Origin of the sequence: Pseudoalteromonas sp. APC 3358 (assembly GCF_030408075.1) — a bacterium.
Taxonomy (GTDB): domain Bacteria; phylum Pseudomonadota; class Gammaproteobacteria; order Enterobacterales; family Alteromonadaceae; genus Pseudoalteromonas; species Pseudoalteromonas arctica.
Window position 1 is genome coordinate 146,185 of the sequence record NZ_JASDCE010000006.1, and the last position, 17,249, is coordinate 163,433.

Here is a 17,249-nt window from a genome sequence, read left to right on the forward strand (position 1 = left end):
AAACACACTAATCCCCGCTTACTTGCCATAGCAGTAAGAGGTTAAGTTTTAGTGTAATTAAACGAATAATATGCATCTTGTTTTCTTGTGTGTGTGTTCAGTGAAGCCTATTTTTAACATTACAAAGCGACGGAAGCAAGCATAAAAATTCCACAAAACACCTTTAAAACACAACCTTAAAGAAAATAAAAACCAATAAACCTCAAATAACAAGATTAAAAATACCAAACACGCTTCTTGTCACCATAATCAAATCGGCTTTAAAGTGATCCCCGATTAGATAAGTTTTATTATTTTTATCTGGGCTTATAAAGTAATCCCATGTTTAATAATTAAAAAGTGCCATTACTCACTTTATCGACAAAATAGTCAAAGTGATTTGAGTTACATTGAACCTACTTTCATATCGATAGAATCGATTCATTCTGTTCAAAGTATCCTGTTAATAAGTAAACTACTGGGCTTGCAGATCCTTTGCTAATATCGTGCATAATCAATACTACCTTTCTTGAGCTACTAAGTTTGTAATAGCGATAGGAGTTAAAGATCTCATACCCCATATATATTTTTCTTTTATTAACGTCTCTAACTGCTCATCTGTCACAATGTTTTTTGTTTTTATGACGCGCTCTGAAAGATAGAAACCTTTTTCATCACGCTCTTTTGAATGTTTTATTGTATACTCTAATAGGAAATCTTCTTCTGGAGGAAAAATAACGCCATTTCCCTCCCCTTTTTCTGAGTGCTCTATTTCAGGGTTTGCAATATTCACCCAGTGGAAGTGAAAATCGTCTCTTCCATGTGTCATAAACGCCAAATATTTACCATCTGGGGAAATTCGATGATTTCTCATCACCCACTCCTTCGGAAAACCAAAATTAACTTTGCGTACTACTTCACCATTAAACTTATGTATCCAAAAGCCATCGTGTTTTATCGCTAAAAACTCTTTATCGCCCGGGAGTAAGAAAGCAGCGCCGCTGTGGTGAATTTGAGGTCGAGGGGTTAGCTCCCCTGTTGGTACATGGTAATTAAAGTGTTTGCCATCTGAGTAAAAAATGACGTTTTCACTGTCTGAAGTCCAGTTAAACCAAGGGTAGCCGCCCCCGCCTGACATGGTAATTAGTTTTTTCTCTTTAGTATCGTAAAGCTGACGAGTCGCTCGGTCATTTATATAGCCCGAAATAGCGATATAACGGTTATCTGGTGAGCGTGCTGGTGAATGTATACTAATAGATTCAAGCTTTTGAAATACCTCTTCTGGAATAATACGGCGCCTGTCTGAACCATCTAACCGTGATGACCACAGTGTGCGCACCTCACTGTATTTGTATTTATTCCAGAACATTAACCGTGGTGTAGAAAATGTATCTGCATCGCCATACACTTCTTCGCGTATTTCGAGTGGCCACTCTGGGTGGTTTTTGTGCTCTTTAGCCCATGGGTATTTAGCAACATCAACCTCTACTTGTGGTGAACTTTGCGATGAGGGCTCTGAGCAACCGCTTAGCAATAAGCTGGCACAAAGAGAGAGCACGCAAAGCACGCTGTGATTTTTTAAAACCGTCATTATTAAAGTCCTTTTTGCCTTTTATTTGGAGAAAGGCATGTATGGTTAGTTATTCTGTGCCTGTTGGTTGGCAATAGCGATGGGTGCTAATACGTTAAGGCCCCAAATATTCATTTCTTTAGTACGCGTAATGCGTTTCTCTTCTGTTAAAATATTGGTTCTAGTGATAATGCTATAAGTAACAGGTTTACCAAGCTCATCAACCTCGCCCATCGGGTTAAAACCAAATTTAAGCGTGATATTTTCATCCAATGAAAATATCACTCCACCACCCTCCCCTTTTTCTGAGTGCTCTATTTCAGGGTTTGCAATATTCACCCAGTGAAAATGCGCCTTTGGTCTAGCGTGGGTCATAAAGGCTAAATACTTGCCGTCTGGTGAAATACGGTGGTTTTTCATTTCCCACGCTTTCGGAAAACCAAAATTAACTTTGCGAACCACTTCACCATTAAACTTATGTATCCAAAAGCCATCGTGCCTAACTGCTAAAAACTCTTTATCGCCTGGCAACAAAAATAACCCTAAAGAATAAATTGTCTTTCGTTTCGTAAGTGTGGCTGTGGATACGTTGTAATTGTAATGCTTACCATCTGCATAAAAAATCACATTATCGCTATCTGAAGTCCAATTAAATGAAGGGTGTCCTCCTCCAGCTGACATAGTGATTAGTTTTTTATCTTTAGTATCGTATAACTGGCGAGTCGCTCGGTCATTTATATAACCCGAAATAGCGATATAACGGTTATCTGGTGAGCGTGCTGGTGGATGCAATCCCGCAGGCTCCAGTTGGGTAAAAATTTCTTCAGGAATTATGCGTCGCCTATCTGAGCCATCTAACCGTGATGACCACAGCGTGCGTACTTCACTGTATTTGTATTTATTCCAAAACATTAACCGTGGTGTAGAAAATGTATCTGCATCGCCATACACCTCTTCGCGTATTTCTAGTGGCCATTCTGGGTGGTTTTTGTGCTCTTTAGCCCATGGGTATTTAGCAACATCAACGGCTGTTGTGTTTGTTGTACTTTGCGATGATGGCTCTGAGCAACCGCTTAGCAATAAGCTGGCACAAAGAGAGAGCACGCAAAGCACGCTGTGATTTTTTAAAACCGTCATTAAAACTATCCTTTTACTACATACACTTATTTACGAGGTAATATAAATAAGCGCACTCATTAAAACTTTTTATGATTTATTGTTTTCAATATAACCAGTTAATAAGTAAACTAATGGGCTTGCAGATCCTTTGCTCATTTCATGCATTTTATTTTCCTTCTGCTGCTAAATTTGTAACAGCTATTGGACCTAATGTATCCAGACCCCAAATTCTCTTTTCTTTTACTAGTGCCTCAGCTTGCTCACCGGTCACTATATTTTTTGTTCTTATTATACGCCTTGAAGGATATAAGCCGTTTTCACCACGCTCTTTTGAAAACGTTGTTACATACTGCAATTGATAATCTTCCTCTGGAGAAAAAATAACGCCATTACCTTCCCCTATTTCTGAATGTTTTATTTCAGGGTTAGCAATATTAACCCAATGAAAATGTGCTTTTGGCCTTAAGTGAGTCATAAACGCTAAATACTTACCATCAGGTGAAATACGGTGGTTTTTCATTTCCCACGCTTTAGGAAAACCAAAATTAACTTTGCGAACCACTTCACCATTAAACTTATGTATCCAAAAACCATCGTGCTTTATGGCTAAAAACTCTTTATCACCCGGAAGTAAAAAAGCAGCGCCGCTGTGGTGAATTTGAGGTCGAGGGGTTAGCTCCCCTGTTGGTACATGGTAATTAAAGTTTTTGCCATCTGAGTAAAAAATGACGTTTTCACTGTCTGAAGTCCAGTTAAACCAAGGGTAGCCGCCCCCGCCTGACATGGTGATTAGCTTTTTCTCTTTAGTATCGTAAAGCTGACGAGTCGCTCGGTCATTTATATAGCCCGAAATAGCGATATAACGGTTATCTAGTGAGCGTGCTGGTGGATGCAATCCCGCGGGCTCCAGCTGGTTAAATATTTCTTCAGGAATAATACGGCGCCGGTCTGAGCCATCAAGTTTTGATGACCAAAGCGTATAAACCTCGCTATATTTATATTTATTCCAGAACATTAACCGCGGGGTTGAAAATGTATCTGCATCGCCATACAGCTCTTCGCGTATTTCTAGTGGCCACTCTGGATGGTTTTTATGCTCTTTTGCCCATGGGTATTTAGCAACATCAACTTCTACTTGTGGTGAACTTTGCGATGAGGGCTCTGAGCAACCGCTTAGCAATAAGCTGGCACAAAGAGAGAGCACGCAAAGCACGCTGTGATTTTCTAAAACCGTCATTATTAAAGTCCTTTTAAGCAGTTAAAGTACTGAGCAGTTCTGCACACTATGTCCATACCCTAATGAATAAAAAGCTCATATTCATGAGCTTTTTATTCTTACTATAATTGCGCTGTTGCGCTCAGTTATGTTGGTAGTAACTACTTGAATTACGAATAAATTTATTCGCTTTTAAAAGCTCCTAGCGGCCTTACTTTCCTCTTTGTAGCATCTTCAACAAACCACTGTTTCACTTCATCTTCAGTCAACCCTTCCTCTGACAAGCGCTTATATAGGTCTTTTTGTGATGGAGTTGAATGATCGCTATTTAGCTGAGCGGCTAATTCTTTTAAATCAGCCTCTGGTAGTGTTTTACCCCAAGGCAAATTGCTATTTGTAGGGTTCGGTAGTGGTAACTTTAACTGCAAGCCATGGTTGCTAATTTTATCGGTCATCGAACCGATATCATTAAAATTAAAGCCCGAATTTCCCGCTGAGTTAAAGCTAGCTATACCTAGCTCCATAGTATATTGCCGGTCTTCTTTGTCAGTAAATATATCACTAAATTGGCTTGTAAATATGTCTCCAAAAGGCCTTAAGCCGTTTACTTCAACACGCTTCGGTGAGTCATATTTCAAACTAAAATTTGCAGCAAAAACAAAAACCTGCTCTTCACCGGCAAATGCTTCAGCGTCTTTATTATGCCAATTAAGCAGCGCTCGACCCTGTTTACCTTTTTCGTTATCAGAGCCTGCGTTATTCAATAATTCAATTAACTCTTCATACTCTGGGCCTACCTGCTCATCAATTTGGCACTGGTTGTCATACCACTTATCCTCAAATTGATAGTCATCGTCATGCCATATGTCCACCATTTTATTTAAAATACGCTCTGTTTTATAACCTTTATTTGCATTACGTGTAGCCTTGCCTAAATAGCAAAGTTTTGACTGATACTTCGGGCCTTTATCATTAATACCAATAGTTTGCTGCAGTATTAAATCACATGGCACACTACGCCAATCTAAACCAATGAGTTTTTTTGTATAATTATCAGACTCTAGCTCTGTACAGGTGGCTACAACCATAATATCGACTTGGATATTCCAATCAAAGTCATCAAATATTATGTCATCGCCAAACTGGCGTACTTTAAACCCTAAACTTTGTGCGGCAACAAATTCACTCTTAAACAAACGAATAACTTGCCCTTGCCTTTGTATTTTACTGGTTGTTAAATAAGGTTTACCCTCACCACCAAAGCGCACCAAAATTCTAATGCTTTTTTCCCCAGCAAAAAGCTCTGGATATACAAAGCTTGAGCTACTGCTCGTTAAAAAATCTTTTATTAATAGTGACTCTTCATTACCACCATTACGCTTTGTATTTAAATCAACATAAAACTCATTCGCCACAAACTTATTTCTTAAGCCTAAGGCATAGAGGACCTCCGCAGTGTCAGACTCAAAAATCATCTCATCACTATTATCTTTACGCTCCCCCATTAGTGGCAATACAACCTTACTGCTACTACCAACTTGTGCACCAATGTAATAACGCATATCAGAAAAATTGTCATCTTGATAATATTCAAGTGCAGAGTCGTTTATAATCGAGTAAAAGGCTTCTTCGTGCACCATAGGCTTGGTACCTAAATACGTTTTTGGCCCTAATTGAAAAAATGGTGTAAATACACAACCAAACTTTCCTGCAAAATGCTTTTCATTATTTAATAGCTCAGACTCTACAAGCGGCCTTACAAGCTCTTTATAAGCAAGTTCGTTATTTATTACGCCATCACAGCGCGTTACTTTAAATGTAATAGGTGCAATACCGGTCATCGTGCCGTTAAACACAACAAGAACACGAATCGGGGTGAATGGCGTTAAACGCTTTAGTTTATTGGCAATAATTGGCAACCATTTTTTTGAAGTCTGGTCTTGATAATATATGGCGCTGTGGTGATAACTCGCCTCACCATAGTCAGAAAATACTGGTTCAAATGTGTTTGCAAAGCTTTCGAGGTATTTACTGCCTTCTTTTTCTTGCGTGGCAAATGTGTGAATGGGGAAGTAATTTTGAAATTCAGCCGTAATATAATTATGTTCACGCGCTACTGTTGGCACCGTCATCATATAAAAACCATACGGGTTAAATTGCGATTGCAAATAAAGCGTGTTTTCAGGATCTGTAACTGCGGCTTTACGTGCCGCTTTATCTAGCAAGCTGTAGTTGTCACTAAAGCCGTAAAGTGCTTTTTTATCACCATCGGTACTTTGCTTTTGACTGGTAATGCTATCAATTAAGAACACCCAAAATGTATCCATCCTAATTGATGCACCAGGTAAATTAGGTAGTGCCCAGCTATCACCTAATAAAAAGTTTTCTATGTATTGTTTTACTTTATAGCGCTCTAAGTTTGAATAATACTGGCTTTTATCACCTTCACGCTGGGCCCTAAGTAGTAACCCCATAAGGCCCGATATGGCCTCTGAGCGCAACCTAAATTGAGCTGCCCATTGTGTACTTTGTTGCGTTTTTCCGTCTTTATTATATTCACTTAATAGCTCATGCATCATACCTTGGTTAGCTGCACACTCTTGGCCTAAGCGTTTATCTCGCTGAATTTCTGCGTAATAATGTTTACAGGCGTTATCGAGGAGTGCTTCATCCATTAAATTCGCAGCCGACGTAGCAATAGCGCCACCCGCTTTTATTACCGCTACTGCCGCAGCAATGGGAGCTGTTGCCGGGATAAATGCCATAACACCCAGAGCAATGTTAATCATTTGCCACGCCATATCGTCGCCTGTTTCATCTACTTTTATATCATTGGCTACGGTTAAATTACGAAAACGCTCTAAACTATCCATACCTTCACGAGACGGGCAAACATTTATTTGGCTAATAGCATATGCGGCAATGTGTACACGGCGGTTTTGTGCTCGGCTTGCCTCATCTTTATTATTTATAAGTGGTTGAGCATAACCCAGCCCTAGCACTTCAATACGTGCCTCATCAATGCCTGCTTGGGTCACTAAAATGTGCTTAACAGCCTCTGCTCGTCGCTCAGATAACGCTATATTATAATCGTAATTACCTATATCGCAGGTGTGGCCTGCCACAGTCACTTTAAGGCTCTCATTTTGCTTAAGCGCTTTTATAACGGCCTCGCTTTGCTGCAAAATGGTATTACGGTAATCATCGGTTACTTGCTCGCTATTAAGCGAAAACGTTCCTTCAATTACGACATCTTTTACAATTTCTTTGGCACTTAAATGCTCAAAGTAATCGTTAGCAACCGTTTTATAGTGCTGTTTAGCTTGCGCTAAATTAGGGATATTTGTACCAAATTGCTGCAACGTAGTTTGCCCAAGCGCTACAATATTTGTGGTTAAGTCAGCTATATTGAGTGCATTACCTGCTGCATCCATTGCCACCTTAGGAATGCCAAGCTTTTTACCTAAACTTTTATTATAGCTTTCCATTGCTGCTGGTGTGTTAGCTGGTAAGCGCCACAAATTTTCTGCAAGTGCTTGCCGCCAAGCATCGGTTGTAAAGGCTGCGCGAGCTTCACGTAGCTTGTTCCAAGCATCCTGCCCATCTTGCATAGCAAACACGGCATCTAGCGTTGCTTGTATTGCCTTGTCTTCATATGTTTCTAAATGTCCGTGTATTGCTTTAGCAATTTTACTCCCTAAAACAAACTTACCATTAGTGGTAAAATTACCGTTACTGGCGCTAGCGGTTATATCGGTATTTATTAACCCTGCGGCTAATTGTGCACGGCCTTTAGCCACCGCCCATCCATGGCAAAAGCTCTCAAAGCCGCTGGCTATTTTTATTGGTTCATCGCTAACTTTTGCGCGGCCAACTTCTTTACCGTTTTCATCTTTAACACTAATATTTTTAGGGTCATACGTGGCATGCTCGGTTTTTAAATCTTTGGCATAGCTTATTAAGTGGCTATAAAAGCGAGGGAATTGCTTTATTATTGCCTCTTCAACTGAAAACGGGTCGCAATTAATTACATCAAACTCACCTGCCTCATTTTTTATATCAAAGCGGATCATTTCGGCAAGTTCGTAGTAGTAATATGTGCCATCAAATTGAAAAGATTTATTGCACCAACGTAGCTTTTGAGCATTTAGTAACTCAGCATCTAATCTTATTTTAATACGATATAAGCCATTTAGTAGTTTTTTATCAGTACCAGATATGACCGCTAAATTAGTTTTAGGATCGAAAGTAGTAAATATGTCCTCACCCACTGGTGGTGACAAAACAATATTTTCGCCGGGAGAGAGAAGAGGTACCTTTGGATTAATACTTAGTATTACTGCTCGCGTTTTAGCTAGTATATATGCATTAATTTTTTTAACGTTTTTTGCAGTAATCTCACTTGTATACCAGTCGGTGTAATCTTGGTCATTCTTACTAATCACAGCCCCATTTTGCGAAGATATTATTGGCGTTTTTAAATTACTAACTGGCACAGTTTGCAGAGTTAAAATAGGTAATGGTGGCGGTGAAGCCTTATCAGTTTCTTGAGCAGAACCCGAGCTTTCAACTTTGCGGTAATCGCTTAAGTAACTAATGAAGTTTTCTGCCCAGCCAGAAGGATTATTTACTGCTAACAAGCTAACTGACTCCAAAGGAGGAATTATAATCGGCCGACTCTTGTGTGCATGGAAAGGCTGGCGCGTCGCTAAGGTTTCATTATCTAAGGTCGAAATAATACCCGCAGCATTAGTTTTTAGCACTACCGGCTTTTTTTCATTATATATCGCAGTTGCTGGATCTTCCGCCACCACAATACGGTTTGTTAGCGGCGTTAACTTAGTTACCGGTAATTCCTTTTCAAAATACCCAGTGAGTAGATACACAACGGGGCTGGCACTTCCTTTGCTTATATCGTGCATAGTTATAACCCTTGCGCTGCTAAATTAGTAATCACGATAGGAGACAAGGTTCTCATCCCCCAAATGCCCTTCTCCTTGACTAACGCCTCTGTTTGCTCACCTGTTGCTATATTTTTTGTTCTTATAATCCGCTTTGAGGGATAAAAACCGTCCTTATCAGCCTCTTTTGAAAACTTTGCTGCAAACTCCAATTGATAGTCCTCTTTTGGAGAAAAAATAGTACCACCACCTTCGCCTATCTCTGAATGCTTAACCTCAGGGTTTGCAATGTTTACCCAGTGAAAATGTGCTTTTGGTCTAACATGCGTCATAAACGCTAAATATTTGCCATCGGGTGAAACCTGCGGATTTTTCATTTCCCATTTGCGTGGAAAACCAAAATTAACTTTGCGAACCACTTCGCCATTAAACTTATGTATCCAAAAGCCATCATGCCTAACTGCTAAAAATTCTTTATCGCCTGGCAACAAAAATAACCCTAAAGAATAAATTGTCTTTCGTTTGGTAAGTGTGCATGTAGATACGCTATAATTATAGTGCTCGCCATTGGCATAAAAAATGACGTTTTCACTGTCCGACGTCCAATTAAAATGAGGGACTCCTCCTCCAGCTGACATGGTGATTAGTTTTCTCTCTTTGGTGTCGTAAAGCTGACGAGTTGCTCTATCATTTATATAGCCCGAAATAGCAATATAACGGTTATCTGGTGAGCGTGCTGGTGGATGCAATCCGGCAGGCTCCATTTGGGTAAATATTTTTTCAGGAATAATACGACGCCTGTCTGAGCCATCTAACCGTGATGACCACAGCGTGCGCACTTCACTGCCTTTATATTTATTCCAAAACATTAACCGCGGGGTTGAAAATGTATCTGCATCGCCATACACCTCTTCGCGTATTTCAAGTGGCCACTCTGGGTGGTTTTTGTGCTCTTTAGCCCATGGGTATTTGGCAACATCAACCTCTGCTTGTGGTGAACTTTGCGATGAGGGCTCTGAGCAACCGCTTAGCAATAAGCTAAAACAAACGCTGAGGGCGCAAAGCATGCTGTGATTTTTTAAAAATGTCATTAAAACTATCCTTTTACTACATGCACTTATTTACGAAGTAATATAAATAAGCGCACTCATTAAAACTTGTGTTATTGAGGCAAAGTGCTTCCACTTACTCTTCTACTATTTCTGCCATTAAAACGGATTCTGGCGTTTGATCGTAAAGCTCACTGAATGGGACATTGTCGAAAATATAATAAGCTGGCTGGCCATCATTTGGGTCTTGCATTAAATCAAAGTTGCCACTTTGAGGAATATTAGTAAATTTTATTTTTACCCACGTGGAATCAAGCCTCACACTGGCTATAGACTGTACCTGTTGCCAACTATGTTGTTTATTTATGAGTATAAGCTGCTCTTTATCGTACTTTGGCGAATTTGGGTCGACCTGATACATAAATACAAAAGCGGGCTTAACCATAGTTAACGGGTTTATGTTATTTACTACCATTGGCATACTGTGCGAGGCACTCATACTAACTCCCAAATACTTGTTGTAGTTTTGCTTTGGTTTTAGGGCCTGGTATGCCGTCTATGTCGAGATCGTGCTCGTACTGAAATTCCTTTACACCAATGCGAGTTTTTTGACCCATAACACCATCAACCGTACCACAATCAAAACCCAGCATATTGCACCTACCTTGCACACCCGAGAGGGTTTCTATTGGATCTAGGTTGCCTATTTGTACCGCAAAGCTTTTAGTTGGTGTGGTTTCGCCTTCATTTAAGTATAAATCAACGGTGCCGGTTAGGGCGTCGTTATTATTAAGCTCTACCTCAATAAGCCCATCACTTTGCAGTACGGTATCTATTGTTTGGCTACCAATGGTGATTACTACGCGTTTACCGGCTACATCATCACCGTCGTCGTACGATACTTGCAGGCGAAAATACTCTTTTTCGTTTTGTACAACAAAGCTATTAATGCTGTTGGTGCGCAGCGGTATAAACTTTTCTTTTTTTGGTGGAATCGTGATTTTATCGCCCGGGTAAATTAAATTAGGATCGGGGCGTAGGGCTTTAAACTCTGCGTTGCTTGGGTGGTTGTAAAGCGCTTTAGATGTTTGGTAGCCGTATTGCTTTGCTATGCGCAATAGCGTTTCACCTTGGGCTACGGTGTGTTGTTGGGTCATTGTGTATCCTTAAACTTTGCCTACAGACCAATCTTCGCTGTCGAGTTCAAAAAAGCTGACTTTAGCATTTTCAAAGTCGGGGCCTGATACGTTGGCATAACCGTTTTGATCAAGTTGCCCGGTAATAATGTGGCCGTTGCGTAGGCGTATTTTGTAGCCCATATTAGCTTGTGGTTCGCCAGCTTCGTCGAGTAGTTCTATTTCGTAGGCTAAAGTGGGTTGTTCAACAGTAAATGTGGTGGTGTCGGTTGCGCCACTTGCCGTTACCGTAACATTATAAAGACCCGATTTTACCTCAGCGTAGTGCTGCCAAAACGAGACTTCGTCGGGGCGTTTTTTTTCTAGTTGTAGTGTTATTTGACCACTTGTTGGCCCTTGCCACTGAATAACTACACTGCGGCTGTTACTGCATGAGCCTTCTATATTAAGTTTCCAACCATTGGGGACTGTTAAGCTTGTGCCTGCTTTAGCAGGTTTGCGCTCGCTATAACCTAGGTTGTAATCGTAAATTAAATTGGCATTTTTATAGCCGGTATATTGCTGTGCTAATTGCTCTACGGTTTCGGCGGCGCTAAGTACGTGGGTTGTAAAATTTTGCCTAACAGTGTGAGACGCTTTTAGTAGCATTGTGCTGTTTAGCTCTGGCTTATAAATGCGTACAGCGGGCGCATGTTGTTGTATAGGTTGCGCTGCTTTTTTAGGTTTTTGATTATAACTTTGCTGATTTATAAATTGCGGACTATTTTGCGCAGCTGATTGGCTGTTTATAAATGCAGAAGTGCTTGGCGTCATTACTGTGTTATTTATAAAAGTATTGTTTTGCAACGCTGTTTGCGATGATGTAACTGAACCATTATTAACCGCGCCCGAGTACTTTGTTGGTGCTTGAGTTTGTTTTGGGTAAACAGCCAAACGTGTATTAGCTTGTTTAAAAACTGAGTACGGTACTTTTTTCCACTCTTTGTCTTTAGCCCAATATTGGCACCGAGTGTCGTCGCGTAATCGCGCAGCTTGGTGTTTATCTAGCGCACCAAATAAGTTGTCTTGCAGTTGCCTTTGCAACACTTTAGGAAGTTTGCAAAGCTGAGCACGACTTAAATAAGAGAATGTAACCACAGACTCTGAATTTTCAGGCTCATCATGTGGTTGTTCAAATAGTGGGGGGTAATTTAAGTTCACCGGATCCTTGGTGAGCATTTGCATCCTCGCTTTCTCTTAATAAGAGACTTATTTATTATTTAGTTACGGCTAAAAGGTATGCCGTTATTATAGTGCGTTAATATAAAGAAATAGGCACAAAAAATCTACAATGAATTTTTAAATTTGCTAACTTTGTTCAGTGTTTTCTCTGACGTAATGTCCGGCTCCACGAGTAATATAACGCAGCTGCCAAATAACGCGCTCAATCAATTCGTCGCGTTGCAATCCTTCTATATCGAGCGCCTCTGCACCCGCATTAAATACGAGCGTTACCATAGATTCCGCCTGAATATAGGCATGCATAGCATTACATTTAGTTTCACTTTCTAAATAATGAGCCAGCTCTAAAATAAAATGTTTTACCTCGCGGGCTACAGCGGCTCTAAATGCTTTAGAAGTCCCAGAGCGTTCTCGCAGCAACAACCTAAATTGGTTACTTGAGTTATCAATAAACTCCATAAAAGTAACCACTGAGGTATTTATAACACTGCCGCCATCGTTTGCTATTCGTCTGCGTGCTTGACGCATTAGTTGGCGAAGGGTTAAACCGGCTTCGTCTACCATGGTTAAACCTAGCTCATCCATGTCTTTAAAATGACGATAAAAAGACGTTGGGGCAATACCGGCTTCTCGTGCTACTTCGCGTAAACTTAAATTCGAAAAACTATGATCAGCACTCAGCTGATTAAATGCCGCTTGAATTAACGCCTGTCGTGTTTTTTGTTTCTGTTGCGCTCTAACACCCGACATCAACAGCTCCCTGAATTATTTTATATGAATATTTAGTGATATTAGCTCAATTGTCCAGTCTAATACTTGACGACAAGAGTTTGAAATACTATTTTAGCTTACAGTTGTACGCTGAGATTGAGAATTATGAATAAACCACCGATTATTTGGACAAACGTCCTATTTTTTAGCCTAACCTTTTTGGCGGCTGCCACACTTGTACCTTGGTACGCCATTAGCTACGGATTTACCAGCGCGCATTGGATTGCTTTTGTAGGCTGCATGTTTTATGCGGGCTTATCAATTACTGCCGGCTACCATCGATTATGGGCACATAAAACCTATAACGCACACCCTGCTGTTGAATTTATTTTTGCGCTTGGCGGTGCTTTTGCACTACAAAACAGTGCTTTGCATTGGAGTAGCGATCACCGTATACATCACGGTCAAGTTGACGACCCAATAAAAGACCCTTACGCGGCTACCAATGGTTTTTGGTATAGCCATATCGGCTGGATGTTACGTGACTACCAAGGCGATAGCTACAACGACTATAGTAATTGTCGTGATTTACAACGAAATAAAGTCGTTATGTGGCAACATAAGCACTACTTAAAACTAGCTATTGCTATGAACGTAGGTTTGCCTCTTGCACTTGGTTTATTAGTTGGTGATGTGTGGGGTATGTTAATTCTTGCAGGTTTACTACGCTTAGTACTGAGTCAACACTTTACCTTTTTTATAAATTCGGTTGCACATATTTGGGGCTCTCGCCCATACACCGAAAAAAATACGGCACGCGATAACGGCTTTTTAGCGTTATTTACATACGGTGAGGGGTATCACAACTTCCACCATATATTTGCAAGCGACTACCGTAACGGTATTAAATGGTTTCATTACGATCCAACAAAATGGATGATCCGCTCTTTAGCAGCTGTTGGTTTAGCTAATAAACTAAAGCGTACACCTGTTGAACGTATCGAAAAAGCAAAGGCCGAAACGCTAATGAGCAAAACGCAAACGCGTCTTGCAAAATTGCCTTTAGCACAAGATAAGATTACATTATTACAACAAGAGTACGATTTACTGCTGAAAAAACTGCAAAATTATTGTTCACTACAAAAACAAGTGTTAGAAGTTAAAAAAAATAACATGGCAAAGCAGTGTGAACGCTCAGCATTAATGGCACAATACCATGAGTTGGAAGCCGCCTGGGAAAATCAAAAACAGGCATGGCTAGCACTTAATGCGAGGTTATTAAAAGCCTCTTTTAATTAATTTAGGAGTGGCTGTGGCCAAACAACCAGAACAAAAAAAAGTACCCGTGACATACCAATATGATGCAATAATTATTGGCACGGGTCCTGGCGGTGAAGGTACCGCCATGAACCTTTCAAAAAATGACAAAAAAGTAGCGGTTATTGAACGCCAAGAATCAGTTGGTGGCGGTTGTGTACATTGGGGAACAATTCCTTCAAAAGCGCTTCGCCACTCTGTTAGCCGCTATATTGAATACAAAGCAAATCCGTTATTTAATGTTGGTGAGCGCCCTAGCCGCTTAACATTTCCTGATATTTTACGTCATGCCAGTTCTGTTATTTCTAAGCAATCTAATTTACGTAGTAGCTTTTACGATCGTAACCGCATTCATATGTTTCAAGGTGATGCGAGCTTTGTAGATAAGCACACAATTGAAGTAAAAAGAAATGATGGTTCAACTGAGCGACTGACTGCTAAAACGATTGTTATAGCAACCGGCTCACGCCCTTATCGCCCACCAGAAGTCGATTTTACGCATTCTCGTATTTATGAGAGCGACACTATTTTAGGTCTTAAACACGACCCTCACCGCGTACTTATATACGGCGCTGGTGTAATTGGTTGTGAGTACGCTTCTATATTTAAAGGTTTAGGCGCTAAAGTTGATTTGGTTAATACACGCGACCGACTACTTGCTTTTATGGATGCTGAAATATCTGACGCGCTTAGCTATCACTTTTGGAACAGCGGTATTGTTATTCGTCATAACGAAGAGTTTGACCGAATAGAAACGCGTGACGACTGCGTTATTATGCATTTAAAATCAGGCAAACGCGTAAAAGCTGACTGTATTTTATTTGCTAATGGCCGTACTGGTAATACAGATACATTAAACCTTGAAGCCATTGGTTTAAAAGCCGATAGCCGTGGCCAATTAAAAGTTAACGAAACATACCAAACAGAAATTGACAACGTTTACGCCGTAGGTGATGTAATTGGCTATCCAAGCCTTGCTAGTGCTGCGTTTGACCAAGGTCGTATAGCTGCTGATGCAATTGCGTGTGGTAACTGTGACGACAGACTGATTGTTGATATTCCGGCCGGTATTTATACCATCCCAGAAATGAGCTCAGTAGGTAAAACAGAGCAAGAACTTACAGCCGCTAAAGTACCGTATGAAGTTGGCCGTGCTCAGTTTAAGCATTTGGCACGTGCGCAAATTGCTGGTACTGAAGTAGGTAGTTTAAAAATATTATTCCACACTGAAACCAAAGAAGTACTTGGCGTACATTGTTTTGGCGAGCGTGCCTCTGAAATTGTTCACATTGGCCAAGCCATTATGGAGCAAAAAAATGGTGGCAATAATATCGACTACTTTGTAAATACCACATTTAACTACCCAACCATGGCTGAAGCCTACCGTGTTGCGGCATTAAATGGTTTAAATCGCTTATTTAAATAACTGCTTAACTAAGCAGTTTTAAAAGCCTTTATAAATAGGTAACAAAAAACCCGCAACTTAGCGGGTTTTTTACTTTTAAACAGTTTTAAAGTTTATTTAAGTAGCTATTACTTATGGTACTTAGCACTTAGCTCATGTACTGCATTAATGAATACACCAGCATTTTCAGGGTCTACATCTGGTGTAATACCGTGGCCTAAGTTAAACACGTGGCCATTGCCTGTACCGAAGTCTTCTAAAATAGTGCCTACTTCTTGGCGAATACGCTCTGGTGTACCGTGTAACATAGATGGGTCCATATTACCTTGTAGAGCTACTTTATCACCCACACGGCGTTTAGCGTCGCTAATATTAATAGTCCAATCAAGACCAATTGCATCACAACCTGTTGCTGCAATAGCTTCAATCCATTGACCACCATTTTTAGTGAACAAAGTAACCGGTACTTTACGACCATCGTATTCACGAATTAAGCCATCTACAATTTTATGCATATATTGCAGTGAAAATTCGTTGTAATCGCGCGGGCTTAATACACCACCCCACGAGTCAAATACCATTAGCGATTGCGCGCCAGCTTTAATTTGAGCATTTAAATAATCAATAACTGAGTCAGCTAACTTATCGAGTAATAAATGAAGTGTTTGCGGCTCTGCAAACGCCATTTTTTTGATTTTACCAAATACTTTGCTGCTACCACCTTCAACCATATAAGTTGCGAGGGTCCACGGTGAACCAGAGAAACCAATGAGTGGTACTTCACCTTTAAGTTCACGACGAATAGTGCTTACTGCGTTCATTACGTAGCCAAGCTCGTCTGTAGGGTCTAACTTTGGAATTTTTTTAACATCAGCAAGTGATGAAATAGGACGTTCAAACTTAGGGCCTTCGCCTGTTTCAAAGTAAAGACCTAAACCCATCGCATCTGGAATCGTTAAAATATCACTAAATAATATAGCGGCATCTAACGGGTAGCGACGTAATGGCTGCAGTGTTACTTCACATGCAAGCTCAGCATTACGGCACAGGCTCATAAAATCGCCCGCTTGTGCACGTGTAGCGCGATACTCTGGTAAATAGCGTCCTGCTTGGCGCATCATCCATACCGGAGTTACATCAACAGGTTGTTTTGCAAGTGCACGTAAATAACGGTCGTTTTTTAATTCGCTCATGGCGTAAATGATCCTAAGACTTGTATAAATTGTGCAAGATTGTACCACCATATTCATCCACCCTCTATTGCTTAGGGACGAAAACAGCTTTACCTAGAGGTAGATCAATAGAATGGAGTGTTTTAATCCATTTTGACTATAAAACAAGCAAAAAAGAATAACATTTAAAACTTTCTATTAATATGTTTGCAACATTACAAAAACCTTGGTATTGTTTGTCCCGCGTTAACAAAAACAACAATAAAAATCTTAAAACAATAAAAATAAAAGTTTTAAAATAATAACAATAAAAATCATCTCATAAAAATAAGAAAGCTTGTTATAACAAGTCACTGAAAGAAATTAGACCACCGTAACTGGTGGTTTTTTCTTGCCTAAAATAAAATCTCTCGCCTTAGATTATATAAAAAGGTACACCCCTCAAAGTAGCTC

The 17,249-nt window shown here is 40.2% G+C and carries 12 protein-coding genes; 2 read left to right on the forward strand and 10 right to left on the reverse strand.

The genetic code is table 11. The features are described from left to right. Window positions 1–499: 499 nt before the first annotated feature. The 9 genes from QL995_RS11495 to fabR all read right to left on the reverse strand — a co-directional run bounded on the left by QL995_RS11495 (window position 500) and on the right by fabR (window position 12,941). On the reverse strand, window positions 500–1,570 hold the full coding sequence (locus tag QL995_RS11495; RefSeq protein ID WP_290294205.1) for a hypothetical protein: 1,071 nt from the start codon (window positions 1,568–1,570) through the stop codon (window positions 500–502). 45 nt (window positions 1,571–1,615) lie between these two features. Further along, window positions 1,616–2,686, reverse strand: a complete 1,071-nt coding sequence (locus QL995_RS11500; protein WP_290294206.1) for a hypothetical protein — start codon at window positions 2,684–2,686, stop codon at window positions 1,616–1,618. A gap of 148 nt (window positions 2,687–2,834) precedes the next feature. Then, entirely contained in the window at window positions 2,835–3,905 is a 1,071-nt protein-coding gene (locus QL995_RS11505) for a hypothetical protein (RefSeq protein WP_290294207.1), read from the reverse strand. Between the two features lie 161 nt (window positions 3,906–4,066). After that, on the reverse strand, window positions 4,067–8,806 hold the full coding sequence (locus QL995_RS11510) for an OmpA family protein (protein WP_290294208.1): 4,740 nt from the start codon (window positions 8,804–8,806) through the stop codon (window positions 4,067–4,069). Window positions 8,807–8,808: 2 nt separating this feature from the next. Then, entirely contained in the window at window positions 8,809–9,876 is a 1,068-nt protein-coding gene (locus QL995_RS11515) for a hypothetical protein (RefSeq protein ID WP_290294209.1), read from the reverse strand. Between the two features lie 94 nt (window positions 9,877–9,970). Next, complete coding sequence (locus QL995_RS11520) at window positions 9,971–10,333, reverse strand: hypothetical protein (RefSeq protein ID WP_290294211.1); 363 nt, start codon at window positions 10,331–10,333, stop codon at window positions 9,971–9,973. A gap of 1 nt (window position 10,334) precedes the next feature. Then, window positions 10,335–10,991, reverse strand: coding sequence for a peptidoglycan-binding protein (locus tag QL995_RS11525; protein WP_290294212.1), 657 nt, complete (start codon window positions 10,989–10,991; stop codon window positions 10,335–10,337). 9 nt (window positions 10,992–11,000) lie between these two features. Then, on the reverse strand, window positions 11,001–12,188 hold the full coding sequence (locus tag QL995_RS11530; protein ID WP_290294213.1) for a hypothetical protein: 1,188 nt from the start codon (window positions 12,186–12,188) through the stop codon (window positions 11,001–11,003). Between the two features lie 129 nt (window positions 12,189–12,317). Then, the gene (fabR, locus tag QL995_RS11535) at window positions 12,318–12,941 is read right to left on the reverse strand and encodes an HTH-type transcriptional repressor FabR (protein ID WP_007582233.1); all 624 of its coding nucleotides are present in this window, start codon (window positions 12,939–12,941) and stop codon (window positions 12,318–12,320) included. A 126-nt stretch (window positions 12,942–13,067) separates the two neighbouring features. Between fabR and QL995_RS11540 the strand changes: the two genes are divergently transcribed. Both QL995_RS11540 and sthA read left to right on the forward strand, forming a co-directional pair. Then, entirely contained in the window at window positions 13,068–14,201 is a 1,134-nt protein-coding gene (locus tag QL995_RS11540) for a fatty acid desaturase (RefSeq protein ID WP_024589509.1), read from the forward strand. A 13-nt stretch (window positions 14,202–14,214) separates the two neighbouring features. Next, on the forward strand, window positions 14,215–15,645 hold the full coding sequence (gene sthA, locus QL995_RS11545) for a Si-specific NAD(P)(+) transhydrogenase (protein ID WP_033040546.1): 1,431 nt from the start codon (window positions 14,215–14,217) through the stop codon (window positions 15,643–15,645). A 107-nt stretch (window positions 15,646–15,752) separates the two neighbouring features. On the opposite strand, the gene hemE is transcribed toward sthA, so the two are convergent. Further along, window positions 15,753–16,817 (reverse strand): uroporphyrinogen decarboxylase, encoded by a 1,065-nt coding sequence (gene hemE, locus QL995_RS11550; RefSeq protein WP_002961084.1) that lies wholly within the window; start codon window positions 16,815–16,817, stop codon window positions 15,753–15,755. Window positions 16,818–17,249: the final 432 nt, after the last annotated feature.